Below are 24,007 nucleotides of genomic sequence, written 5' to 3' on the forward strand. Positions count from 1 at the left end.
AGCCATAATTCCCTCTTTACAGTGCATCGTTCCTGTCACAGGAAAAGTGTTATTGCCCGGCCCGTCAGGCCGGGGTTATCTGGCCGCAAAAGCAGCCTGGCGGCGTCTCTCCGTGGAGATCTGTAGCGATGACGAGGGCGACACGGCCCCGGCAGGCGGCAGACACGGCGTATCGAAGCGCTGAATAGACGGCCGCTGCCCTTCCGCCTGCGGCATCAGTAAATAGCTGATAAGACACTGCATGCCGACGCTTTCGCCCCATTTAACCGTCAGCTGTCCCTGGTTATTGCCAACGCGCGCATAGACCAGCCCGCCCTGCCCTGCCGAGCCCACCTGATTGCCTTCAGCGTCAAACACCATCGCGCCGAACGGCACCGGCTCGCCCTGATAGCGCGAGGCGATAAGGACCGGTGTGCCGGTATTGGCTTTGTAGGTAAGCTTGACGACCGCCCCCAGATAAGGCGCCACTTTCTGCGAGGTGTTCTCCAGCTCCACATTCACCGGCGCGGTTTTCGGATCGACAGTAATGTCGTTGAACTGGTACGGGTCGAGATACGGCACGGCGGCGTAGCCACGGCCATCCACAAACACGCCAGGATAGGACGACACCGCCGCGCCGCGCGCCCCTTTCGCCTCCACCAGCGCGAAAGTATCTGAGTTATACGGCGTAAACGTCAGTCCGCCCGAATGGGCGAGAATAGTGCCGGTGGCGCCGAGCGACACGCTGCTATAGTTATCGCCCACGCTATAGCCGCCGCTCAGTGACGTGACCTGACTGCGGTAATCGGCGTTAAAGGAGCCGCTGGTGCCTTCTCCCTGATCGCCGTTCATCGCGGTCATGCTGTAGTTCATCTGGTTGTACTCGCCAAGCGAGCCGGAGATGCCAAGCTGCTGTGCGTCATGGCCGTTGCTGTCACGCGTTAAATCGATATGCGCATGGGGCGTGTGCTGCTCAAAGTCCTGACCCAGCGGGAAGCTCATGGTCAGCAAATAGTTAGTCTGCCCTTCGTTCTCTTTGCTGTAGGTGCGGCTCACCGTCAGGCCGTACGTCAGGCTTTTATAGGTGTTGTTATAGCCGACCTGAAACTGTTTATCGGAGCCCGCTTTGTTCCAGTAATCCTGTAGCGAGCCGCTGAGGTAAAACTGCCCCCAACCGTCATCCAGCCCCTGGCTGACCGTCGCCACAAACTGGTTTTTCATGCGCAGAATACTGTCCGGCGAATCACCGCGATCGACCGCGTCGCGCGTCAGCATCGCGGTCTGAAAATCCATGTACTGGCTGGTCGCGAAGCGATAGGCCGCCAGCGAAATATTGCTACGCGTCTCCGTGATATCTTTGCTGAAGCTGAGTTTGTAGCTCTGCCCGCTGAGGCTGTCGGCCTGACGCTGACCATTCACGTAAGTGCCGTTATCCAGATGCGTGCGCGCCTGCGTGATGTCCAGCGCCAGCGAACCCAGCGGCGTACCGAAGGCCATCCCAAACAGCAGCGCGTAATAGCCCTGGCTCACCTGCACGCCGCCATAACTGGTCAGGCGGTTGGAGATCCCGTACTGGTAAGTCGCCTGATACAGCGCCGGTTTGCTGCGCAGGGAATCATTGCGATACTCCCCCGCCACGACGGAATAGCGCAGCGCGCCGGGGCGCAACTGTTGCGCCACCGAGGCGTAAGGCACCTGGAAATGCTGTTCGCTGCCGTCCGCTTCATAGACGGTCACGTCAAGATTGCCGCCGTAGCCCGTCGGGTAGAGATCGTTGATCGCAAATTCGCCGGGCGCGACGGTGGTTTCATAGATGGTCTGCCCGCTCTGGCGTACCGTGACGCGGGCATTGGTACGGGCGACGCCGCGAATATCCGGCGCGTAGCCGCGCTGCGATTCCGGCAGCATCCGTTCATCGCTCGCGACCTGAACGCCTTTGAATGGCAGCGTATCGAACACCTGGCCCTGCGTATTGGTCTCTCCAACCAGCGCACGTCCTTTAATCGCCGGAATATCACGTTGCAGATAGGTGCTGATGCTGTTGTATTGCCGCTCGCCCTCTTCCATATAGCTGTAGTAGCCATTATGGCGAAGATACCAGGCGCCGACGTTCAACCCGCCTTCAAGGCTTGAGTAAAAAGAGTTAAGCGTTTCGCCGTTGGCATGGCTGGAGTAGCCGTTCATGTTATACCCGAGCATCAGCGCCGGAATACCGCTGTCCCACAGCTCAGGGTTTACACTGCCGCGCGCGTTATGCAGCAGATAAATTTGCGGGACCGAAATATCGAGCCGCTGCTCACTGGTATCAAAGACGACTTCCGAATGTGGGAGCTTCTTTTCGAGATCGAGGCACGGTTGACCCTGCTGAAATGTCGCCAGAAAATCCTTGGGCACTTTTTCGTAATTAAACGGAATAGTTTTAATCAGATCCGGCGTCAGGCAGACGCGGCTGGTTTTATCCGGCTGCGCCACCACGTCAATTTCACTGGTGAGCGTCGCCTGCCCGTTAATATATATCAACGCGCGATAGCGGCCCGGCAGCGCCGTCGCGCCATTGGCGAAACGGCTCAAATCCACCGCATTTTTATTTTCCAGATTCAGGAAAATATTATCGAATTCGACGCGCTCGGCGATATCGGTCGGCTTTTCAGCGGGCTTTCCCGGCAGGTTTTCCGCCTCTCCCGGCGTCGCCAGCAAAAAAACCATCACAGCCATAATGCCGGGCGCGCGCGTCGCTGCATTTCCCTGGCGCATCCTGTTTTTCATCACGCTTCTCTTTTAGGGTGATACTTGAATAAACAGAGCGACGACTTATTTCAGCGTCGCCTCGAATTCATTCAGCGCGCCATAATCATTGACAAGGACGCCTGCGAGTTTATTCCCCGGGCTGCCGGGTAACTTTACCGTCATGGTGGATTTTGGCGACATCATGTCAGCATTAATGGTTTTCCCGTTAACCTTCAGATTGACCAGGGAAATAAAATAAGGCGTAGGGTTTATCGCCTCGATAGTCTGACCGTTAGCGCGCCAGGTCACATGCGTTACCGCCTCATTGGCATTACCTTCAAGGCCTTTTGGACGAAGAAATAATTTAATGCGTGAACGAAATGCCACCTGCAAATAGTTATCGCTCACCGCCGACGCTTTTCGGGCAGGAATTTCCAGCACGTTAAGCCAGTAAACGGATTCACGATCCGCCGGCAGTAATTTACCGGTAAAAGTAATACGCAGCGTCTGGCCTTTATCCGGCTCAACCCGGTTAATGGGCGGCGTTAACACAAACGGCACCTGAATGGTTTCTGGCGCGGCATCGGCATTGCCGTCATCGATCCAGCTTTGAATTAAGACCGGCGAGCTTCCTTTATTATCAAGCTTAACGCTGACTTCCGACGCATCGCTCGGATAGATAACCCGGGTGCCGGTAATCACAATACTGGCGATGGCCGCCGGGCAGGCGAACCACGCCGCCAGCGCAAACAACGCGCCTTTCCAGGAAAGGGTATCCGCCATGCTATTCACTCCCTTAAGGAAATACAGGAAGGGTTGCCCCTTCCTGTCGCGTTTTTACTTATACATCAGTGAGTAAACGACGCTGCTATTCACCTTACCGGCAGTGGTCGTATCTTCTGCGTAATATTCCACCGCATAAGGCAGCGTGGCGGAGCCATCGGTCGTGTCATAGGCGATATACGTGGTATCGGTCGCCTGACTGGCGCTACCCGCTTTAATCACGGCATAAGAGGAGCTGGAGGCATCACGCAGCTGGAGGCTGACATTTTTGGCATTATCCGTGCCGGTGGCGTTTTTCAGGCGACCGGTAATCGGATCGACAGAAGCGCCCGCTTCAAAGTAGGCAGCAACCGTAGTCAGCGTGCCTTCGCAGTTGGCAAGCTCCATTACGAAATTGGTGCGGCCCGCCGTTTTGCCAGCGGCTTCAAGCTGATTAATACCCAGCGTCGGCAGCGTAATGGTCGCATCAGCGCCCTGACCGTCTACGGTTACGTCACATGATGTTGCCGTCAGCTCTCCTTCAAACGTGATCGTCCCGGTAGACGCAGCCTGCGCGGTAGCGGCAAACCCCATCGCCGCCGCCAGGGAAAGACCAAGTGCTAACTTTTTCATATATCATCCTAATTACATTAAAAGTTAGGCTATTTATAAAAATAGCCGGACTATATTCACAGCCTGTGAATATAATTTTCGCCCCGAATGCGCCCTGCGTATCAGGACAAAACGGGTACATATCTGCCGTTAAAAAGCGCGCTACCTTTCATTATTACGCGATCATTTACCATCATTTTCGAGCACTACGCTTTATTAATGTCTGGTGAGTAGTGACGAGCCCTGTTTTAACCGAAAGCATTATTAACGACGTCACGATGATGTGCTCATTATAAAAATCATCATTCACGTAACAATAGACGAACCTTTACCGGCATCAATGAACAAACCCATGCGCCATAAAAAATACTTTTAAAAATAACCACCTGTAAATTACCGGGACTATTTCCTAAATATCAGTAAAACGTAAAAAAGAGAAAGACCAACAATATTTTATTCCCCAGATAATAAGAAAAATTGAGGGCTAATAATTATCGACGCGGCAAACAGCCTTATTCATTATCATTAATTTGAATGAAAACCAGAAAGACGATCCCGTTGCGGCGGTGATGTGGGAGTTTTGTCAGGCATTTATCTTACATTGACCATTAACAGCACCAGCGACGCACAAAAAAGAAAGGAGGCCAGTGGCCTCCTTTCTTGTATCACGCGGTTGTGCTTACAGCGCCATATCATGCTGCGGGCTGGCCGCCTGTGCCGGTTTGGCTTCCGGCGTGGCAGGCTTCGCGTCTTTCATCTGGATCACCGGCGGTTTGGTGAGTTGCAGCGTAGAGGCCGTCTCATCCCATACCTGTTGGGTCAGCGCCACATTGCCATTCAGCTTCTGACCGTAGCTCGGCACAATCTCACGCAGCTTGCTCTGCCACGCTTCTGATTTGTACTGCTCCGGGAACAGCTGTTTGATAACGTTAATGGAAATCGGTGCCGCGGTGGAGGCGCCTGGTGATGCGCCAAGCAGCGCCGCCAGGGTTTTCTGCTGGTCGGTGACGATTTCAGTACCCAGCTTCAGCACGCCGCCTTTCTCCGGATCTTTCTTGATGATCTGTACGCGCTGGCCCGCCTGGATAAGTTTCCAGTCTTCTTTACGCGCTGTCGGGTAGTACTCTTTCAGCGCCTCAAAGCGGTCTTCATCGCTCAGCATGACCTGACCAATCAGGTATTTCACCAGATCGAAGTTATCAAGGCCCACATCGGTCATCGGCATAAAGTTGCTGGTCGTGGTAGTGCTCAGCAGATCAAAGAACGAACCGTTTTTCAGGAATTTGGTAGAGAACGTGGCGAACGGCCCGAACAGCACCACGCGCTTGCCGTCCAGGAAGCGGGCGTCAAGGTGCGGCACGGACATCGGCGGCGCGCCAACGGAGGCCTGGCCATAGACTTTCTCGCCATGCTGACGGGCGATTTCCGGGTTTTCAGACACCAGGAACGAGCCGCCAACCGGGAAGCCTGCATAGTTATCCGCTTCCGGAATGCCGGTTTTTTGCAGCAGCTTCAGCGCGCCGCCGCCCGCGCCGATGAACACGTACTTCGCGTCCACGGCGTGCTCTTTCCCGCTGTTCACGTCGGTGATCGTCACGTGCCAGGAGTTATCGGCATTGCGTTTAAAATCGGTGACTTCCGAAGAGGTTTCCAGTTTGAAGTTGCTGGTTTTCTTCAGGCTACCCACCAGCTGGCGAGTGATTTCGCCATAGTTGACGTCGGTGCCGACCGGCGTCCAGGTGGCGGCGACTTTCTGCTTCGGATCGCGGCCTTCGATAATCAGCGGCGCCCATTTTTTGATTTGCTGCTGATCGGTGGAGAACTGCATCCCCTGGAACAGCGTGGTCTGCTGCAACGCCTGATAACGTTTGGTCAGGTACTCCACATTTTTATCGCCCCAGACAAAGCTCATGTGCGGCGTGGAGTTAATAAAGGAGTGCGGGTCATTAAGCACGCCGCGCTTCACCTGAGAAGACCAGAACTGACGCGAAATCATAAACGCTTCATTGATTTCCAGCGCTTTGGTCACGTCAATCGAGCCATCTTCACGCTCTGGCGTGTAGTTCAGCTCCATGTTCGCGGAGTGGCCGGTTCCGGCGTTATTCCAGCCGTTTGAGGATTCGAGCGCCACGCCGTCGAGCTTTTCCACCATCAGCTGTTTCCAGTCCGGCTGGATCTCCTGAAGGACCGTGCCGAGCGACGCGCTCATGATGCCGCCGCCAATCAGCAGGACATCAGTTTTTTCCGTGGAGTTATCCGCATAAGCGGCTGAACTGACAAGTAAAGCAATAAGAGAGAAAGCCGGAGCCTGCTTTCTGCTGAAAACCATTTTAGACATCACAATCAACTATCATTGAAAATTTAGCTGATTATTTTAACGCATCAATTAAATTTTTAAAAATATTAAAACAAAAAATTAACAACCTCAAAAAACGTGCGGTTATATCAGACGTTTCGCACGTCTGCACTCTAAATAGCGACGAATCATTTCGTTAAAATAATCAGCCATTTCAGGTTATCGTCGAAATGGCTGTATACCGGGCGGCAGCAGGTATATCACGCCAAAAACCCTTACCATCGTTGCGATTATTCCCGATGATGCCGCAGGTCGTCAGGCATTAATGGCTTTACCGATCGCATTGACGGCTTCGAGAATATTTCTGGCATGGCCTTCAATCTCTTTGGTCAGCATCAGCGCCTCGCGAGAAATAACGGTAGTAGACGCTACTTCTTTACCGCTGCGACAGATGGAATCCAGCGCGCTTTTCGTCAGGTGATCGTTCTGCTCAGTAATACGCGTTATTTTTCCGGTCGCGTCATCGATACGGTCAGCCAGCGATTTGACTTCCGTCGCCACGACAGAGAACCCTTTACCCGCATCGCCTGCACGCGCCGCTTCTACCGAGGCGTTTAATGACAGCAGTTTGGTCTGGGTGGCTATCTGGGCGATAACCGACGACAGATCCATAATGCTTTCAGAGTCATTTTTCAGGTTGGTCACGATAGCGATAACCTGCTCCATATTGCGCTGGATATTCTCCATCGCGGTGACGCAGTCATCTAAGGTCTTTCTTATCTCAACCGTTTTGGTCAGCGTCTCGCGGGAAACCGCTTCCGCTCTTTCCGTGGCCTGTCGCTCGTCACGGCTTTTTTGCACTTCAGCCGTCACGTCATAGGCGAATTTCACCACGCGATAAAGACGGCCTTTGTCATCAAAAACCGGGCTGTAACTGGCGCGCAGCCAGAGTTCATGACGGTGTTTGGTGATGCGGCGGAAATCCCCGGAGGCGAACTCACCGTGGTTCAGCTTGCGCCAGAACTCCGCATACTCCGCGCTCATTGCGTAGTCGCGCTCGCAGAAGATACGGTGATGCTTGCCGATAATTTCGTTCAGCGTGTACCCGGAAGCCTTACAGAAGTTCTCGTTGGCAGAGACGATATGTCCGTCCGGCGTAAATTCAATAATCGCCATTGAGCGGTGCGCCGCCTTGAGAATAGCGTCTTTGTTCAGCGCGTCATGGATCCTTCCCGAGATATCACGCGCCAGTTTAAGAACATACTCAACATTATTGTTTTTGCCGATGACCGGAATATAGTTCGCCTCCAGCCACATTTCGCTGCCGTCTTTTTTATAACGCTGAAATTTATCGCTGAAGGTTTCGCCGCGTCCGAGACGGTGCCAGAACTGTTTATATTCCGGGCTCGCCGCATATTCCGGCGAGCAGAACATGCGGTGGTGCTTACCCACCAGTTCATTAAGCGAATATCCCATGGCATTCTGGAAAGCCGGATTCGCCTCCACGATAGTGCCATCAGGGCGGAAAAGAATAACCGCCATATGTTCTTTTATCGCAGCAAACGCCGCGTGATTTTTTAAAATATTGGTTATCTTGCTAATCATTATTGCTATCCAGGAAGGTTTCTTACACAGCATATCGGCAATACGCGTTTATACATAACGTGTATTTTTATATCGCTACGATAGCCGCCGCCCCTGGTTTATTTAATAATAAGCAATAGCGCGCAATAATATGTTTGCTAACAGTCAGAAATAGCAGCGACGCGCTTGAACGTCGTTGAAGGGAGAGAAAAAGCGCCCCGATTTAGCTTAAGGAAAAACAAACTGTACAGGCAATATTGTCGTTGTACAAGTTTTTGAGCGCTCTGAAATATATGTTTTGTAACAATCGCGTTAACCCAGGACAGAAAAAAGGAGGCTCGCGCCTCCTCTTCATCAACCCGCAGGGTTATGCGGTTTTCAGTTCCAGCCCAGGCCTGACGCCCAGCGTATGGCAGATGGCGTAACTCATTTCCGCGCGGTTGAGCGTATAGAAGTGGAAATCTTTTACGCCTTCGCGGCTTAAAATCTTCACCATGTCCATCGCGATGTTGGCGCCGACCAGCTTGCGGGTTTCGGCGTCGTCATCAAGGCCCGCAAACATCTGCGACATCCAGGACGGAATGCGCACGTTGGTCATGTCGGCAAACTTTTTCGCCTGCTTAAAGTTAGAGACCGGCAGAATGCCGGGAATGATTTCCACATCAATGCCCGTCGCCGCGCAGCGGTCGCGAAAGCGCAAATAGCTTTCGACATCAAAAAAGAACTGGGTAATGGCGCGGTTAGCGCCCGCGTCGATTTTACGGCGCAGATTCAGCAGATCCGCCTGCGCGCTTTTCGCCTCCGGGTGCACTTCCGGGTACGCGGCGACGGAGATATCGAAATCGGCGACCTCTCTTAACAGCGCCACCAGATCGCTGGCGTACATTTCCGGCTTGCCGCTGCCTGGCGGCAGGTCGCCACGCAGCGCGACGATATGGCGAATGCCGTTGTTCCAGTAGTCGCGCGCGATGGTGCGCAGCTCATCCGGCGTGGCGTCAATGCAGGTGAGGTGCGGCGCCGCCTCAAGACCGGTGCGGTCTTTGATGCCTTTGATGATGCTGTGGGTGCGGTCGCGCTCGCCGGAGTTAGCGCCGTAGGTCACCGACACAAATTTTGGCTTCAGGCTGCTCAAGCGATCGATAGAGGACCACAGGGTCTGCTCCATTTCACTGGTTCGCGGCGGGAAAAACTCAAACGAGACGTTAATCTGTCCCTGCACTTCTGCGAGGCTCTGATTCAGGGCCTCCCGCTGGTTGGCGTGAAAAAAGCTCATACCTTACCTCATCAATCGCTGTGTCGTGGTCGCGTGTGTTGACTTCTATACGTTTAGACGTCCAGATGTAAAAATGACGGAAAAGCCCGATGGCGTCAACAGGTAAATCATCACTTGATGTGAGTATTTTTCAGCGAAGATGAAAAAGGCTCATGACGGGGAAACGCGCAAAGGTTGTACAGCGGAAGAAAGGCGTGCGGTGTTATCTGTCATGGCGGGTGCGCTGGCGCTTACCCGCCCTACAGGAGATGTGGCGTGGGGTGTTACCCGCCCTACAAAATAAAACGCAGGCATTACGTAGGGTGGGTAAGCGCAGCGCACCCACCACGGTGAATCAGAGCAACTGCGCCAGACGATTAAGATCCGACTGAATCGCGCCGGCGGTCACATCGCGCCCGGCGCCCGGCCCGCGGATAACTAACGGGTTATCGCGATACCAGCGGCTTTCGATGGCAAACACGTTATCGCACGGCAGCAACGACGCCAGCGGATGCTCAGGACGCACCGCCTCAACGCCGACGCGCGCCTTGCCGTTGGCGTCAAAGCGCGCCACATAGCGCAGCACCAGACCCAACTCGCGCGCCGCTTCAAGACGCTGCACCATCTGCTCGTTCAGCGCGTCGCCATACTCAAAGAAATGGTCCACCGACCCCTCTTCGCACCCGGCGGGCACCAGCGACTCCACGCGCACCTGATCGGGCTCGATATCGTAGCCCGCCTCGCGCGCCAGGATAACTAACTTGCGCATCACATCCTTCCCGGACAGATCTACACGCGGGTCCGGCTCCGTCAGGCCCTGCTGCCAGGCCTGATCCACCAGCTCGGTAAACGGCACCGTACCGTCAAACTGTAAAAACAGCCACGACAGCGTGCCGGAGAAAATCCCGCTGATGGAGAGAATCGAATCGCCGCTGTCGCGCAAATCGCGCACCGTGTGGTTCACGGGTAAGCCCGCGCCCACGGTCGCGTTATAAAGCCAGTGGCGGCCCGTCTTGGCGAAGGCGTCGCGGATTTGACGGTAGTTCTGGCTGTTGCTCGCGCCCGCCAGTTTATTGGCGCTGATCACGTGAAAACCATGGCTGGCGAAATCGAGATACTGGTCTGCCAGATCCTGGCTCGCGGTCACATCCAGCACCACTAAATCGTCGTACGGGTGCGCGCGCATCCACAGGAACAACGACTCTTCATCCTGCTCCACCGCTTCATCATTAAAGAACGCCAGCGCGCGGCTCGCGTCCAGGCCGTCGTAATTCAGCAGGCTGCGGCGGCTGTCCACCACGCCCGCCAGCACAAACTCAAGCCCGGTGCGGGCAGAGAGCGTCTCCTGCTCGCGCGCGAACAGCTCCAGCCAGCGCGAGCCGATATTCCCCTTGCCGAACAGCACCAGCCCGATGCGTTTTTCGGCGCGGAACAGCGACTGGTGCAGCCCCTGGATCAGGCTCTCCGTCGGGCCCGCGCGCAGCACCGCCACCAGGCTGATGGCGTCTTCCGACTGCCAGATAAACTCTACCGGCTGATCTTTCAGTTGCTGCCAGAAGCGGTGGCTGTGCAGCGGATTGCGGCAGACGCCCGCCCCCACCAGCGCCACCAGCGCCAGCCCTTCACGCAGGCGCAGCTCGCCAAGCAGCGCGGCGTCTTCCAGCAATTTGAGCGCGCTGCCGACGACTTCCGAGGTATAGCAGAGTTGCAGCAGGCGGCGATCGGGGTGCACGCCCACCGACAGCGGACGCAGCTGAGCGCGCCTTAAAAGCGCATCAACCTCTTTATGCGCCAGTTTGAAATCCTGGTGCGACGGCACTTCAAATTCGATAAGGCAAACGTCGTCATGGCTGGTGACGATACGCGCGCCGGTGCCGGAGGCCAGCACGCGCTCAATGCGCGTGGAGCCCTGCTCCGGGCTGTAGCTGCAACGCAGTTGTAAATCGATATCGCTGCCGGAAACCGGCTGCAACGTGCGGGCGTGCAGCACAGGCGCGGCCAGCCGCGCCAGCTCGCTCGCTTCATCGAGGCGCAGCAGCGGCAGCAGACAGGCGTCTTTAACTTTACGCGGGTCGGCGCTGTAAACGCCCGCCACGTCGCTCCAGATGGTGACGCGCGACACACCCGCCAGCGCGCCGATTTGTGTTGCCGAGTAGTCGGAGCCGTTACGGCCGAGCAGCACGGTTTCGCCCGCGTCGTTGCGGCAGATAAACCCGGTGACGACTAAACGTTTATTCGGGTGCTGAACCAGTAACTGCTGCAACAGCGGGAAGGAAAGACCCTCGTTAACCTGCGGCTGCGCGGCGCGCTCTGCACGCAGGAAATCGCGCGCATCGAGCCAGGCGGCGTCGATGCCCTGCTGATTGAGCACCGCGGCCATCAGGCGCGCGGACCAGATCTCGCCATGGCCGACCACTTCTGCGTAAACCGCGTCGGTGATGGCGCCGTCAAGCAGCGCCGCGAGACGCTCCAGGTCGCGGATAAATTCGCTGACCAGGCCGTCGGCGACCGAGGCAGGCAACAGCCCGGAGATAAGCTCGCTCTGATAACGGCGCAGCGCCTGTTGCACCTGATGCGCAGAGAGGCGATCGTTCTGGCTTAACTTCAGCCAGCTGATCAGCTGGTTGGTCGTACTGCCCGCCGCTGACACCACCATCATATCCCCGGCGCGGGAATAGTCGGCCATGATACCCGCCACGCGCAGGTAACATTTCACGTCGGCGAGACTGCTGCCGCCAAATTTGTGCAGCTGACGACCGTTCGTCCCTGCAGGCGCTGTAACACTCATGCTTACCCCTTAGCTCGCCGCCTGGAATGCTTTTTCCAGGTCGGCAATTAAATCTTCGCTATCTTCAATCCCGGTCGAAATACGTAGCAGCGTCTCGGAAATGCCCGCGGCGGCGCGCGCTTCCGGTGCCATGCCGGCGTGAGTCATCGTCGCGGCGTGGGAAATCAGGCTCTCCACCCCACCTAACGATTCCGCCAGCGTGAACAGCTCCAGCGCGCCGAGAAAACGACGCAGCGTCTCTTCATCGCCATCCAGTTCAAAACTCAGCATCGCGCCGAAGCCTTTTTGCTGGCGGGCCGCTATCTCATGCCCCGCATTCTCCGGCAGCGACGGATGATACAACTTTTTCACCCGCGGCTGCTGTTTAAGGAAATCGACAATCGCGCTAGCGTTGCGTTGCGCTACTTCCATACGCGGGCTCAATGTACGCAGGCCGCGCAACAGGAGATAGCTGTCGAACGCGCCGCCAGTCACGCCGATGTTATTCGCCCACCAGGCAAGCTCGGTAACCTGCTCCGGATCTTTCGCAATCACCACGCCCGCCACCACATCGGAGTGCCCGTTGAGGTATTTGGTGCAGGAGTGCAAAACCAGATCGGCGCCCAGCGCCAGCGGATTCTGCAACGCCGGGCTCAGGAACGTATTATCCACCACACTTATGGCTCCAGCCGCGCGCGAAAGTTCGCAAATTTTCGCAATATCCACCACGCGCAACAAGGGATTACTCGGGCTTTCCACCAGCACCAGTTTCGGTCGCTCGGCAAGCGCTGCTTTCAGCGCTGCCTCATCGCCCTGATCGACGAATTTCACGCGATAACAACCGCGTTTCGCGAGGCTGTCGAACAGGCGATAGCTGCCGCCGTAGCAATCGTGCGGCGCCACCAGCAGATCGCCGGGCTTCAGGTAAACGGTGGTGACCAGATGAATCGCCGACATGCCGGTGTTGGTCAGTACGGCGCCCGCGCCGCCTTCCAGCTCCGCCAGGGCACGCTGCACCACGTCGCGCGTCGGGTTGCCGCGGCGGGAGTAGTCGTGCGCGCGCGGTTCATTAAAGCCGGTGAAGTTATAGGTGCTGGAGAGGTGAATCGGTGGGACGACGCAGCCGTACTGCTCGTCGTCATTGAGCCCGCTGCGCACTGCGATGGTGGCCTGTTTACGCGTCATGATGAGTCGTTTCCTGGCATTATCGGAGAAAAGTCAGGTGACAGAGTAAACATTGCCAATATAGACGTCAATACATCTGGACATCTAAACTTCTTTGCGTATAGATTGAGCAAAACAGGATTAGCCGTTAAAATCATGTGTTTTATAGGGTAGTGATGCAGCATCGGTACGGAAGTCGCGGTATTATTCTACGCTGCTGCACAACAGACTATCGGGTTAAGACCGTGAGACCTATCCGGTTTTAATCTTTTTCTAATGACTGAGAGGATTAAAGGTATCTCATGGCTGAATGGAACGGCGAATATATCAGCCCCTACGCTGAGCACGGCAAGAAGAGTGAACAGGTCAAAAAAATTACGGTTTCCATTCCTCTGAAGGTGTTAAAAATCCTCACCGATGAACGCACCCGTCGTCAGGTGAACAACCTGCGCCATGCCACCAACAGCGAGCTGCTGTGCGAGGCTTTCCTTCACGCCTTTACCGGCCAGCCCTTGCCGGATGACGATGACCTGCGCAAAGAGCGCAGCGATGAGATCCCGGAAGAGGCAAAGGTAATCATGCGTGAAATGGGTATCGACCCGGATACCTGGGAATACTGATTCGCATCAACGACAAAGGCGCCCACCGGCGCCTTTGTTTTATGCTCGAGAGCAACAAAAAAGGCGCCGTCTGGCGCCTTTTTTCGGGAAACTTATTTGCTGCCCGGGATGCTGAAGCGTTTGTTGAAACGCTCAACACGACCACCGGTATCAACAACACGCTGTTTACCAGTGAAGAACGGGTGGCAGTTGCCGCACACGTCCAGGTTCAGGTCGTGGCCAACGGTGGAGCGAGTTTTGATCACGTTACCGCAAGAACAGGTAGCGGTGATTTCAACATATTTCGGGTGAATATCTTTTTTCATGGGAAACCTCAGTTAAGGCCGCGTCGCTCTTCCAGCCCTTACGCCAGACACCACGCGATGTTGATAAAGTCGGTTTGATACTTTTAAAGGGCATCAAAGGCGGCGAATCATACAGAAAATAACCGCCCCATGCAAACTGATCCGCAAATTGATGAACACACAGTGTACACTATGACGCTCCTTTTCTCAGCCCGGATGCCTTCATGCCTGTCGCCCGCGTCGCTCTGCCCGTTCCGCTTGCCCGCACCTTTGACTATCTGCTGCCCGATGCGATGACGGCGACGGCGGGTTGTCGCGTGCGCGTGCCGTTCGGTCGCCAGCAGCGCGTCGGCGTGGTCGTGGCGGTTGGCGATGAGAGCGAGCTGCCGCTTGCCGAGCTGAAAAGCGTGGTGGAGGTGCTGGATAGCGAATCGCTCTACCCGCCTGTGCTCTGGCGCATGCTGCTGTGGGCGGCCGACTACTATCATCACCCGATTGGCGAAGTGCTGTTCCACGCGCTGCCGGTGCTGTTGCGCCAGGGCAAACCCGCCAGCCACGCGCCGCTCTGGTACTGGTTCGCCACTGAAGAGGGCCAGGCGGTCGATCTCAACAGCCTCAAGCGTTCGCCAAAGCAGCAGCAGGCGCTGGCGGCGCTGCGTCAGGGCAGACTCTGGCGGCATGAAGTGGCGCAAATGGCGTTTAACGACGCCGCGCTTCAGGCGCTGCGCGCTAAAGGGCTTTGCGAGCTGGGCAGCGAACTGCCGCCGGTCGCCGACTGGCGTGGGCAGTTTTCGGTGTCAGGCGACAGGCTGCGGCTTAATACCGAGCAGGCGACGGCGGTCGGCGCCATTCGCGGCGAAGCCGATAACTTCTGCGCCTGGCTACTGGCGGGCGTGACCGGCTCCGGGAAAACCGAAGTCTATTTAAGCGTGCTCGAAAACACGCTCGCGCAGGGCAAACAGGCGCTGGTGCTGGTGCCGGAGATTGGCCTGACGCCCCAGACCATCGCCCGCTTTCGCGAGCGTTTCAACGCGCCCGTCGAAGTGCTGCACTCGGCGCTGAACGACAGCGAGCGGCTGGCGGCCTGGCTGAAAGCCAAAAGCGGCGAGGCGGCGATTGTCATCGGCACGCGCTCGGCGCTGTTTACACCCTTTAAAAACCTCGGGGTGATCGTTATCGATGAGGAGCACGACAGCTCCTATAAACAGCAGGAAGGCTGGCGCTACCATGCGCGCGATCTGGCGGTCTACCGGGCGCACAGCGAGCAGATCCCGATTATTTTAGGCTCCGCGACGCCGGCACTGGAGACGCTGCACAACGTGCGCCAGCGTAAATACCGCGTGCTGAAGCTGACGCACCGCGCGGGCAACGCGCGCCCGGCGCAGCAGCACGTGCTGGATCTGAAAGGCCAGCCGTTACAGGCGGGCCTCGCGCCTGCGCTGGTCGCCCGTATGCGCCAGCACTTGCAGGCGGATAACCAGGTGATTCTGTTTCTTAACCGCCGCGGCTTCGCGCCCGCGCTGCTGTGCCACGACTGCGGCTGGATAGCCGAATGCCCGCGCTGCGATCACTACTACACGCTGCACCAGTCACAGCATCAGTTGCGCTGCCACCATTGCGACAGCCAGCGCCCCGTGCCGCGCCAGTGCCCGCAGTGCGGCTCCACGCATCTGGTGCCGGTGGGGCTTGGCACCGAACAGCTGGAACAGAGCCTGGCGCCGCTATTCCCCGGCGTGCCGCTGTCGCGTATCGACCGCGACACCACCAGCCGCAAGGGCGCGCTCGAACAGCAACTGGCGGAAGTTCACCGCGGCGGCGCGCGCATTCTTATCGGCACCCAGATGCTGGCCAAAGGCCATCACTTCCCCGATGTGACGCTGGTGGCGCTGCTGGATGTCGATGGCGCGCTGTTCTGCGCCGATTTCCGCTCGGCAGAGCGTTTCGCCCAGCTCTATACGCAAGTGGCGGGCCGCGCCGGACGCGCAGGTAAACAGGGCGAAGTGGTGCTCCAGACGCACCACCCGGAACATCCGCTGTTACAGACGCTGCTGCATCAGGGTTATGACGCGTTTGCCGATCAGGCGCTGGCGGAGCGCGGCAGCGTCTCGCTTCCGCCCTACAGCAGCCATATTTTGATTCGCGCCGAAGATCACCATAACCAGGACGCGCCCGCGTTTCTCCAGCAGTTGCGCAATCTGCTCCAGGCAAGCCCGCTTGCCGATCAAAAACTCTGGCTGCTCGGGCCGGTGCCTGCGCTGCAACCCAAGCGCGGCGGTCGTTATCGCTGGCAGTTGCTGCTGCAACACCCGTCGCGCTTACAGTTGCAACGGATTGTCGCGGGCAGCCTGCCGCTGGTAGGCACGCTTCCCGCCGCCCGTAAAGTGAAATGGACGCTCGACGTCGACCCGACCGAAGGCTGACTGCCCGCCCCGCTTCTGCGAAACGGATCGTAAAATTTAATATCCGTCACATCTCCGATGTAATTTTTGTAACTGGCGCGCCCAATATCTGCTAAGAATGTGAGGCGTGTCAGATTACAGGACGAGTCTGCGCCTGCGGACCGCTACGAGGAGATGAAGTGAAGTCCAAAAAGCAGGTTGCCGCCGCAACCATGAAAGATGTCGCCGTTCGCGCCAGGGTCTCTACCGCGACGGTATCCCGTGCGTTAATGAATCCGGAGAAAGTGTCACAGGCCACCCGCAACCGCGTGGAGCAGGCCGCCATTGACGTGGGTTATCTGCCCGGATCGCTCAACCGCAACCTGAAGCGCAATGAATCGCGCACCATTCTGGTGATTGTCCCGGACATCTGCGATCCGTTTTTCAGCGAAATCATTCGTGGTATTGAAGTCACCGCGGCGGACCAGGGGTATCTGGTGCTGATTGGCGACTGCGCGCACCAGAACCAACAGGAAAAAACCTTCATCGATCTCATCATCACCAAACAGATAGACGGCATGCTGCTGCTGGGCTCGCGTCTGCCGTTTGACGCCAGCAAAGAGGAGCAGCGCAATCTGCCGCCAATGGTGATGGCGAACGAATTCGCGCCGGAGCTGGAGCTGCCGACGGTGCATATCGACAACCTCACCGCCGCGTTCAACGCCGTGAATTATCTGCATGAGCTAGGGCACCAGCGCATCGCCTGTATCGCCGGGCCGGAAGAGATGCCGCTGTGCCACTACCGCCTTCAGGGCTACGTTCAGGCGCTGCGCCGCAGCGGCATGACGGTGGACCCGCATTATATCGCCCGCGGCGATTTCACCTATGAAGCGGGCGCGCAGGCGCTGGAACAGCTGTTAAGCCTGCCGCAGCCGCCGACGGCGATTTTCTGCCACAGCGACGTGATGGCGCTCGGCGCGCTGTCGATGGCGAAACGCCGCGGCTTCCGCGTGCCGGACGATCTCTCCATCATCGGCTTTGATAACATCGCGTTAGCGGAATTTTGCGATCCGCCGCTCACCACGGTGGCGCAGCCGCGTTTTGATATCGGCCGCGAAGCCATGCTGTTACTGCTCAGCCAGCTCAACGGACATACCGTCAGCAGCGGCTCGCGTTTGCTGGACTGCGAACTGGTGCTGCGCGGCACCACGCGCGCGCCGAAGCCGCGAAAATAACCGCCTTTAAGACTCCTTATCTGGTCAAAGGCCCGTCCCTTAAGTAACATGGCGGGCTGATAACGAATGGATACAGCGAAACGATAGTGGCACAACGAGATTATGTACGCCGCGGACAGCCGACACCCGCGCGGCGCAAGAAAACCAGTCCCCGCAAAAAGCAACGTAACCTGCCTGCTGTTTCACCGGCGATGGTCGCTATCGCAGCGGCGGCGCTGGTCGCCTTTATTGGTGGTCTGTACTTTATTACGCATCACAAGAAAGAAGAGTCAGAGACCCTGCCGGGCCATAAAGTCACCGGCAACGGTCTGCCGCCGAAGCCTGAAGAGCGCTGGCGCTATATCAAAGAGCTGGAGAGCCGCCAGCCTGGCGTGCTGAAGCCGACCGAGCCTTCCGCCGGCGGTGAAATCATGAATCAGGATCAGCTGACCAACGAACAGCGTCAGTTGCTCGATCAGATGCAGGCGGATATGCGCCAGCAGCCGACGCAGCTTAACGAAGTGCCGTGGAACGAACAGACCCCGGCGCAGCGTCAGCAAACGCTGCAACGCCAGAAGCAGCTTCAGCAACAACAGCAGATGCAGCAGTGGAACAACACGGCGCAGCAGCCGGTACGCACCGCGCCGCGTGCGGAAACCCCGCGCACAGAAACGCGGTATCAGCAGCCGCAGTCCCGCACCGTGCAGACGCAGCAGCCCGCGCGCGCCGCCACGCAACCGGCGCAACAGCCGCGTCAGCAGCAGACAAACAGCGCGCCGTATCAGGATCTGCTCCAGACGCCGCCGCATACCACCACGCAGCGTGAAACCGCTCAGAGCAAGCCTGCGCAAACCGCGCCGGTGACGCGCGAGACGGAAGCCGCGAAACCGGCCGAGAAGAAAGACGATCGCCGCTGGATGGTGCAGTGCGGTTCGTTTAAAGGCACCGAGCAGGCGGAAACCGTGCGCGCCCAGCTGGCGTTTGAAGGGTTTGACTCACGCATTACGTCCAACAATGGCTGGAACCGCGTGGTGATTGGCCCGATTAAAGGCAAAGATAACGCCGACGGCACCCTTAACCGCCTGAAGATGGCGGGTCACTCAAACTGCATTCGTCTCGCCTCCGGGGGTTGAAACCCCCAAAACATCCCCCATCTATAATTGCATTCTGCCCTGCATAACCGCAGGGCGCTGTCTTCAGCTTATGCAATAAGGGGTTTGCTCGTGACAACAATAGTAAGTGTGCGCCGCAACGGCCATGTAGTGATCGGTGGCGACGGCCAGGCCACCCTGGGCAACACCGTAATGAAAGGCAACGTGAAGAAAGTCCGCCGTCTGTATAACGATAAAGTTATCGCGGGCTTCGCAGGCGGCACCGCCGACGCCTTTACCCTCTTTGAACTCTTTGAACGCAAACTGGAAATGCACCAGGGCCATCTGGTGAAAGCCGCCGTGGAACTGGCGAAAGACTGGCGGACCGACCGTATGCTGCGCCGCCTTGAAGCCCTGCTGGCGGTAGCCGACGAAAACGCCTCGCTGATTATTACCGGCAACGGCGACGTCGTGCAGCCGGAAAACGATCTGATTGCCATTGGTTCCGGCGGGCCTTACGCGCAGGCTGCGGCACGCGCGCTGCTGGAAAACACCGAGCTTGGCGCTCGTGACATCGTCGAGAAGTCGCTGGGGATTGCGGGCGATATCTGCATCTACACCAACCACTTCCTCACCATCGAAGAATTGAACTCCAAAGCGTAAGGACCCTACATGTCTGAAATGACCCCACGCGAGATTGTCAGCGAACTCGACAAACACATTATTGGTCAGGACGCGGCGAAGCGTTCTGTCGCTATTGCCCTGCGTAACCGCTGGCGTCGTATGCAGCTTAACGAAGAGCTGCGTCATGAAGTGACCCCGAAAAACATCCTGATGATCGGCCCGACCGGCGTCGGTAAAACCGAAATCGCCCGTCGTCTGGCGAAGCTCGCCAACGCGCCGTTTATCAAAGTAGAAGCGACGAAATTCACCGAAGTGGGCTATGTCGGTAAAGAAGTGGATTCCATCATCCGCGATCTGACCGATTCCGCCATTAAAATGGTGCGCATGCAGTCGATCGAGAAAAACCGCTACCGCGCCGAAGAGATGGCTGAAGAGCGCATTCTCGACGCGCTGATCCCGCCGGCTAAAAACAACTGGGGCCAGCCGGAACAGCAGCAGGAGCCGTCCGCGGCGCGTCAGGCGTTCCGCAAAAAACTGCGCGAAGGCGAACTCGACGACAAAGAGATTGAAATCAATCTCGCTGCCGCGCCGATGGGTGTTGAAATCATGGCGCCTCCGGGCATGGAAGAGATGACCAGCCAGTTGCAGTCGATGTTCCAGAACCTGGGCGGCCAGAAGCAAAAACCGCGCAAGCTGAAAATTAAAGATGCGATGAAACTGCTGGTGGAAGAAGAAGCCGCCAAGCTGGTGAACCCGGAAGAGCTGAAAGAACAGGCTATCGAAGCCGTTGAGCAGCACGGCATCGTGTTTATCGACGAGATTGATAAAATCTGTAAGCGCGGCGGCAACGTCTCCGGCCCGGATGTCTCCCGTGAAGGCGTACAGCGCGACCTGCTGCCGCTGGTGGAAGGCTGCACCGTCTCCACCAAACACGGCATGGTGAAAACCGACCACATTCTGTTTATCGCTTCCGGCGCGTTCCAGGTGGCAAGCCCGTCCGATCTCATCCCGGAGCTTCAGGGTCGTCTGCCGATCCGCGTTGAGCTGCAGGCGCTGACCGCCGACGATTTCGAGCGCATCCTGACCGAGCCGAATGCCTCTGTCACCGTCCAGTACAAAGCGCTGATGGAAACCGAAGGCGTGCACATCGAATTCACCGACGACGGCATCAAGCGTATCGCCCAGGCGGCGTGGCAGGTGAACGAAACCACCGAAAACATCGGCGCGCGCCGTCTGCACACGGTGCTGGAACGTCTGATGGAAGATATCTCCTATGACGCGAGCGATCTGGGCGGCCAGACCATCACTATCGACGCGGATTATGTGAGCAAGCACCTGGATGCGCTGGTCGCAGATGAAGATCTGAGCCGTTTTATCTTATAATCGCGCTCAACGCATTTTCATCACTTTTGATGAGGGCTTTTGCCCTGTCCGAGGTGAAGTGCGGTAAGGCGGTAAGTCTGCTCCCGGCGTTCATGCGCCGGGCTGGTCAGGCGACGCCAACCATCCGCAGCTTCATCAGGCAGGCAGGCCCTCATTTTTTATTGGCTCAGATCCCTTTATGAATACATCGACACACACGGTAAGCCGTACCCAGGCCTGGCTTGAAAGCCTGCGTCCGCGCACGCTGCCGCTGGCTTTTTCCGCCATTCTCGTCGGCAGCGCGCTCGCCGGGTGGCAGGGCTATTTCGATCCCGTGATTACGCTGCTGGCGCTGCTGACCGCCGGGCTGCTGCAAATTCTCTCTAATCTTGCCAACGATTATGGCGACGCCGTCAAAGGCAGTGACCAACCGGACCGCCTCGGCCCGCTGCGCGGTATGCAAAAAGGGGCGATTAACGCGCCACAGATGAAGCGCGCCATCCAGCTCACCGTGGCGCTGATTTGTATCTCCGGGCTGGCGCTGGTCTATGTCGCCTGTCGCAGCATGGCGGATGTGCTCGGGTTCCTGGCGCTCGGCGCGCTCTCGATCCTCGCCGCCATTACCTACACCGTCGGCACGCGCCCGTACGGTTATATGGGCCTTGGCGATATCTCTGTGCTGGTCTTCTTCGGCTGGCTGAGCGTGCTCGGCAGCTGGTATCTCCAGGCGCATATGCTGATTGCGCCGGTCTGGCTGCCCGCGACCGCCTGCGGATTGCTGGCGGCAGCGGTGCTTAATATCAATAATCTGCGTGATATCGACAGCGACCGCCGCAACGGCAAGAACACGCTGGCGGTGCGCCTCGGCCCCGTCGCCGCGCGTCGTTACCACGTCGGGCTATTAGTCGGCGCGCTGGGCTGTCTCGCGGCGTTTAATCTGCTGTGGCTGCATAGTCTCTGGGGCTGGCTGTTTCTGCTCGCCACGCCGCTGCTGGCGCGCCAGGCGCGTTTTGTGCTGCGCGAAACCGAGCCTGCGGCGATGCGTCCGATGCTCGAACGTACCGTCAAAGCGGCGCTGCTGGTTAATCTGCTGTTTATCATCGGGCTTATCGTCAGCCAGCCTCTGCGTTAACTGACCCGCATCAATTAACAATTGATGATTTTGCCAACAGCGCGCGTTAAGCGATATACTGACAACTCTTGCAGCAACTGAACGTTAAACCTATGAAATACGATACTTCTGAGCTTTGTGACATCTACCAGGAAGAGGTCAACGTTGTGGAGCCTCTGTTCTCCAACTTCGGCGGTCGCTCTTCTTTTGGCGGGCAAATCATCACGGTGAAATGTTTCGAGGACAACGGGTTGCTGTATGAGCTGCTCGAAGAAAATGGCCGCGGACGCGTTTTACTGGTCGATGGCGGCGGTTCGGTACGCCGCGCCCTGATTGATGCGGAACTGGCGCGCCTTGCGGTGCAGAATGAGTGGGAAGGTATTGTCGTCTACGGCGCGGTGCGTCAGGTGGACGATCTGGCGGAGCTGGATGTCGGCATTCAGGCGCTGGCGGCGATCCCGGTGGGCGCGGCAGGTGAAGCCATTGGCGAAAGCGACGTGCGCGTCAATTTCGGCGGCGTGACCTTCTTCTCCGGCGACCATCTCTATGCCGACAATACCGGTATTATCCTTTCTGAAGATCCGCTGGATATCGAGTAACAAAAACGGGCGCCCTGAGCGCCCGTTCTTTTTGGTTCAATGTGCGTTAATCACACTTCTTCCATTTTTCCCAGCAGCGCCTGCAGGCGTTCCTGCCAGACATGCTGCTGTTCGCGCAGCTGGTGGTTTTCGTGCTCCAGCGCTTCGCGGCTGCCATGGGCGTTCTGAACTTCCTGAGCAAGTTGATTATTCTTGTCTTTCAGCTCTTCGATTTCCATCTGCAGCAGGGTGATGGTATCAACAGCCTGCTGTACTTTGGCTTCCAGTTTCTCAAACACTTCAAATGACATCGTCCTACCTCTCCTGAATTGCAAGGCGTTGATGGATAACTATCCTCGTCCCGGTGCCCGGCGACGCCTTAAATTAATCTGTGCGCACAACACTAGTCCCGATTGTATGAAGCCCTTGTGCCCCTGTCCAGCGACAACCCGCACGGATTGCGGTTTGCGCGCTTTTTCAGTCTAAACCGAGTGTATTCGCTTCACACTGCGGTAAATTGTTAACATATGCGTTAATGAAATGATTCAGCTCTCACTTCCCTCTGTCCGAAAAACACGCTTTCGAGCGCGAAAACGCTCATTTTCTTGACGTGACACACACATTTTGATTTCGATATTTCTCGTTTTTGTTCGTTAACGATAAGTTAACACCATGTCTACATGACATCGTGGTCGTCTTCGACACCATGCTTACAATAATCATCAATTAGCCTTCAGGACCCGATTATGAGTCAAACATCAACCTTAAAAGGCGAGTGCATCGCCGAATTCCTCGGTACCGGGTTGTTGATTTTCTTCGGTGTGGGCTGCGTGGCGGCGCTGAAAGTGGCAGGAGCCAGTTTCGGACAGTGGGAAATCAGCATCATCTGGGGTCTGGGCGTGGCGATGGCCATCTACCTGACCGCAGGCGTTTCCGGCGCGCATCTTAACCCGGCGGTAACCATCGCGTTGTGGCTGTTTGCCTGTTTCGACGGGCGCAAAGTTGTTCCTTTTATTATTTCTCAGTTTGCCGGCGCCTTTTGCGCAGCGGCGTTAGTTTACGGGCTTTACTACAATCTTTTCCTCGATTACGAACAGACTCACCACATGGTTCGCGGCAGCGTCGAAAGTCTCGATCTGGCCGGTATTTTCTCCACCTATCCAAACCCGCACATCAACCTGATTCAGGCGTTTGCGGTTGAAATGATCATTACCGCCATTCTGATGGGCGTTATCCTGGCGCTGACCGACGACGGCAACGGCATCCCGCGCGGCCCGCTGGCGCCGTTACTGATTGGCCTGCTGATTGCGGTTATCGGCGCGTCAATGGGCCCGCTGACCGGCTTCGCCATGAACCCGGCGCGCGATTTAGGACCGAAGGCGTTCGCGTGGCTCGCAGGCTGGGGTAACGTGGCCTTTACCGGCGGGCGTGATATTCCTTACTTCCTGGTGCCGGCCCTGGGCCCGGTCGTCGGCGCGGCGCTTGGCGCGTTTGGCTACCGCAAACTGATTGGCCGCCATTTACCGTGCGACACCTGTGAGCCAGAAGCGGATAAACCTTCTGCCACCAGCGCACAACAGAAAGCTTCGCTGTAACCGATTT

At 57.1% G+C, this 24,007-nt stretch carries 19 protein-coding genes; 9 read left to right on the top strand and 10 right to left on the bottom strand.

The window, feature by feature from the left end; all coding sequences use genetic code 11:
• Positions 1 to 75: 75 nt before the first annotated feature.
• From AACV31_RS06970 to metB, 8 genes are all read right to left on the bottom strand, one after another.
• Positions 76 to 2,745, bottom strand: a complete 2,670-nt coding sequence (locus AACV31_RS06970) for a fimbria/pilus outer membrane usher protein (protein WP_075197787.1) — start codon at positions 2,743 to 2,745, stop codon at positions 76 to 78.
• Positions 2,746 to 2,790: 45 nt separating this feature from the next.
• Complete coding sequence (locus tag AACV31_RS06975; protein ID WP_165156666.1) at positions 2,791 to 3,489, bottom strand: fimbrial biogenesis chaperone; 699 nt, start codon at positions 3,487 to 3,489, stop codon at positions 2,791 to 2,793.
• A 54-nt stretch (positions 3,490 to 3,543) separates the two neighbouring features.
• Positions 3,544 to 4,101, bottom strand: a complete 558-nt coding sequence (locus AACV31_RS06980; RefSeq protein ID WP_075197789.1) for a fimbrial protein — start codon at positions 4,099 to 4,101, stop codon at positions 3,544 to 3,546.
• A gap of 658 nt (positions 4,102 to 4,759) precedes the next feature.
• Complete coding sequence (gene mqo, locus AACV31_RS06985; RefSeq protein ID WP_105596883.1) at positions 4,760 to 6,418, bottom strand: malate dehydrogenase (quinone); 1,659 nt, start codon at positions 6,416 to 6,418, stop codon at positions 4,760 to 4,762.
• Between the two features lie 273 nt (positions 6,419 to 6,691).
• Positions 6,692 to 7,981, bottom strand: a complete 1,290-nt coding sequence (locus tag AACV31_RS06990; protein ID WP_165156664.1) for a methyl-accepting chemotaxis protein — start codon at positions 7,979 to 7,981, stop codon at positions 6,692 to 6,694.
• Between the two features lie 346 nt (positions 7,982 to 8,327).
• Complete coding sequence (gene metF, locus AACV31_RS06995; RefSeq protein ID WP_012814851.1) at positions 8,328 to 9,233, bottom strand: methylenetetrahydrofolate reductase; 906 nt, start codon at positions 9,231 to 9,233, stop codon at positions 8,328 to 8,330.
• Positions 9,234 to 9,567: 334 nt separating this feature from the next.
• Positions 9,568 to 12,000, bottom strand: coding sequence for a bifunctional aspartate kinase/homoserine dehydrogenase II (locus tag AACV31_RS07000; RefSeq protein ID WP_165156662.1), 2,433 nt, complete (start codon positions 11,998 to 12,000; stop codon positions 9,568 to 9,570).
• Between the two features lie 9 nt (positions 12,001 to 12,009).
• A complete protein-coding gene (metB, locus tag AACV31_RS07005; RefSeq protein WP_007766213.1) occupies positions 12,010 to 13,164 on the bottom strand; it encodes a cystathionine gamma-synthase in 1,155 nt (384 codons plus the stop codon).
• Between the two features lie 281 nt (positions 13,165 to 13,445).
• Between metB and metJ the strand changes: the two genes are divergently transcribed.
• Positions 13,446 to 13,763: a met regulon transcriptional regulator MetJ gene (gene metJ / locus AACV31_RS07010; protein WP_004385727.1), complete on the top strand. Its 318-nt coding sequence runs from the start codon at positions 13,446 to 13,448 to the stop codon at positions 13,761 to 13,763.
• Between the two features lie 92 nt (positions 13,764 to 13,855).
• On the opposite strand, the gene rpmE is transcribed toward metJ, so the two are convergent.
• Positions 13,856 to 14,068, bottom strand: a complete 213-nt coding sequence (rpmE, locus tag AACV31_RS07015; protein ID WP_004385728.1) for a 50S ribosomal protein L31 — start codon at positions 14,066 to 14,068, stop codon at positions 13,856 to 13,858.
• 203 nt (positions 14,069 to 14,271) lie between these two features.
• On the opposite strand from rpmE, the gene priA reads away from it, so the two are divergent.
• From priA to rraA, 7 genes are all read left to right on the top strand, one after another.
• A complete protein-coding gene (priA, locus tag AACV31_RS07020; protein ID WP_105537464.1) occupies positions 14,272 to 16,467 on the top strand; it encodes a primosomal protein N' in 2,196 nt (731 codons plus the stop codon).
• 158 nt (positions 16,468 to 16,625) lie between these two features.
• Positions 16,626 to 17,660 (top strand): DNA-binding transcriptional regulator CytR, encoded by a 1,035-nt coding sequence (gene cytR, locus AACV31_RS07025; protein WP_165156660.1) that lies wholly within the window; start codon positions 16,626 to 16,628, stop codon positions 17,658 to 17,660.
• Positions 17,661 to 17,746: 86 nt separating this feature from the next.
• A complete protein-coding gene (ftsN, locus tag AACV31_RS07030) occupies positions 17,747 to 18,772 on the top strand; it encodes a cell division protein FtsN (protein WP_075197795.1) in 1,026 nt (341 codons plus the stop codon).
• A gap of 90 nt (positions 18,773 to 18,862) precedes the next feature.
• Entirely contained in the window at positions 18,863 to 19,393 is a 531-nt protein-coding gene (gene hslV, locus AACV31_RS07035) for an ATP-dependent protease subunit HslV (protein WP_007704206.1), read from the top strand.
• Between the two features lie 9 nt (positions 19,394 to 19,402).
• The gene (gene hslU, locus AACV31_RS07040) at positions 19,403 to 20,737 is read left to right on the top strand and encodes an HslU--HslV peptidase ATPase subunit (RefSeq protein WP_012814845.1); all 1,335 of its coding nucleotides are present in this window, start codon (positions 19,403 to 19,405) and stop codon (positions 20,735 to 20,737) included.
• 178 nt (positions 20,738 to 20,915) lie between these two features.
• Entirely contained in the window at positions 20,916 to 21,848 is a 933-nt protein-coding gene (gene menA, locus AACV31_RS07045; protein ID WP_161589974.1) for a 1,4-dihydroxy-2-naphthoate polyprenyltransferase, read from the top strand.
• 92 nt (positions 21,849 to 21,940) lie between these two features.
• Positions 21,941 to 22,426 (top strand): ribonuclease E activity regulator RraA, encoded by a 486-nt coding sequence (gene rraA, locus AACV31_RS07050; protein ID WP_012814843.1) that lies wholly within the window; start codon positions 21,941 to 21,943, stop codon positions 22,424 to 22,426.
• Between the two features lie 50 nt (positions 22,427 to 22,476).
• Here rraA and zapB read toward each other — a convergent pair whose 3' ends face one another.
• Positions 22,477 to 22,716: a septal ring assembly protein ZapB gene (gene zapB / locus AACV31_RS07055; protein ID WP_007766190.1), complete on the bottom strand. Its 240-nt coding sequence runs from the start codon at positions 22,714 to 22,716 to the stop codon at positions 22,477 to 22,479.
• 435 nt (positions 22,717 to 23,151) lie between these two features.
• Between zapB and AACV31_RS07060 the strand changes: the two genes are divergently transcribed.
• Positions 23,152 to 24,000 carry an MIP/aquaporin family protein gene (locus tag AACV31_RS07060; RefSeq protein WP_007766188.1) on the top strand — a complete coding sequence of 283 codons (849 nt, stop codon included), beginning with the start codon at positions 23,152 to 23,154 and terminating at the stop codon, positions 23,998 to 24,000.
• Positions 24,001 to 24,007: the final 7 nt, after the last annotated feature.

Source organism: Cronobacter sp. EKM101R (assembly GCF_963888145.1).
In the GTDB taxonomy this organism is placed as follows: Bacteria; Pseudomonadota; Gammaproteobacteria; order Enterobacterales; family Enterobacteriaceae; genus Cronobacter; species Cronobacter turicensis.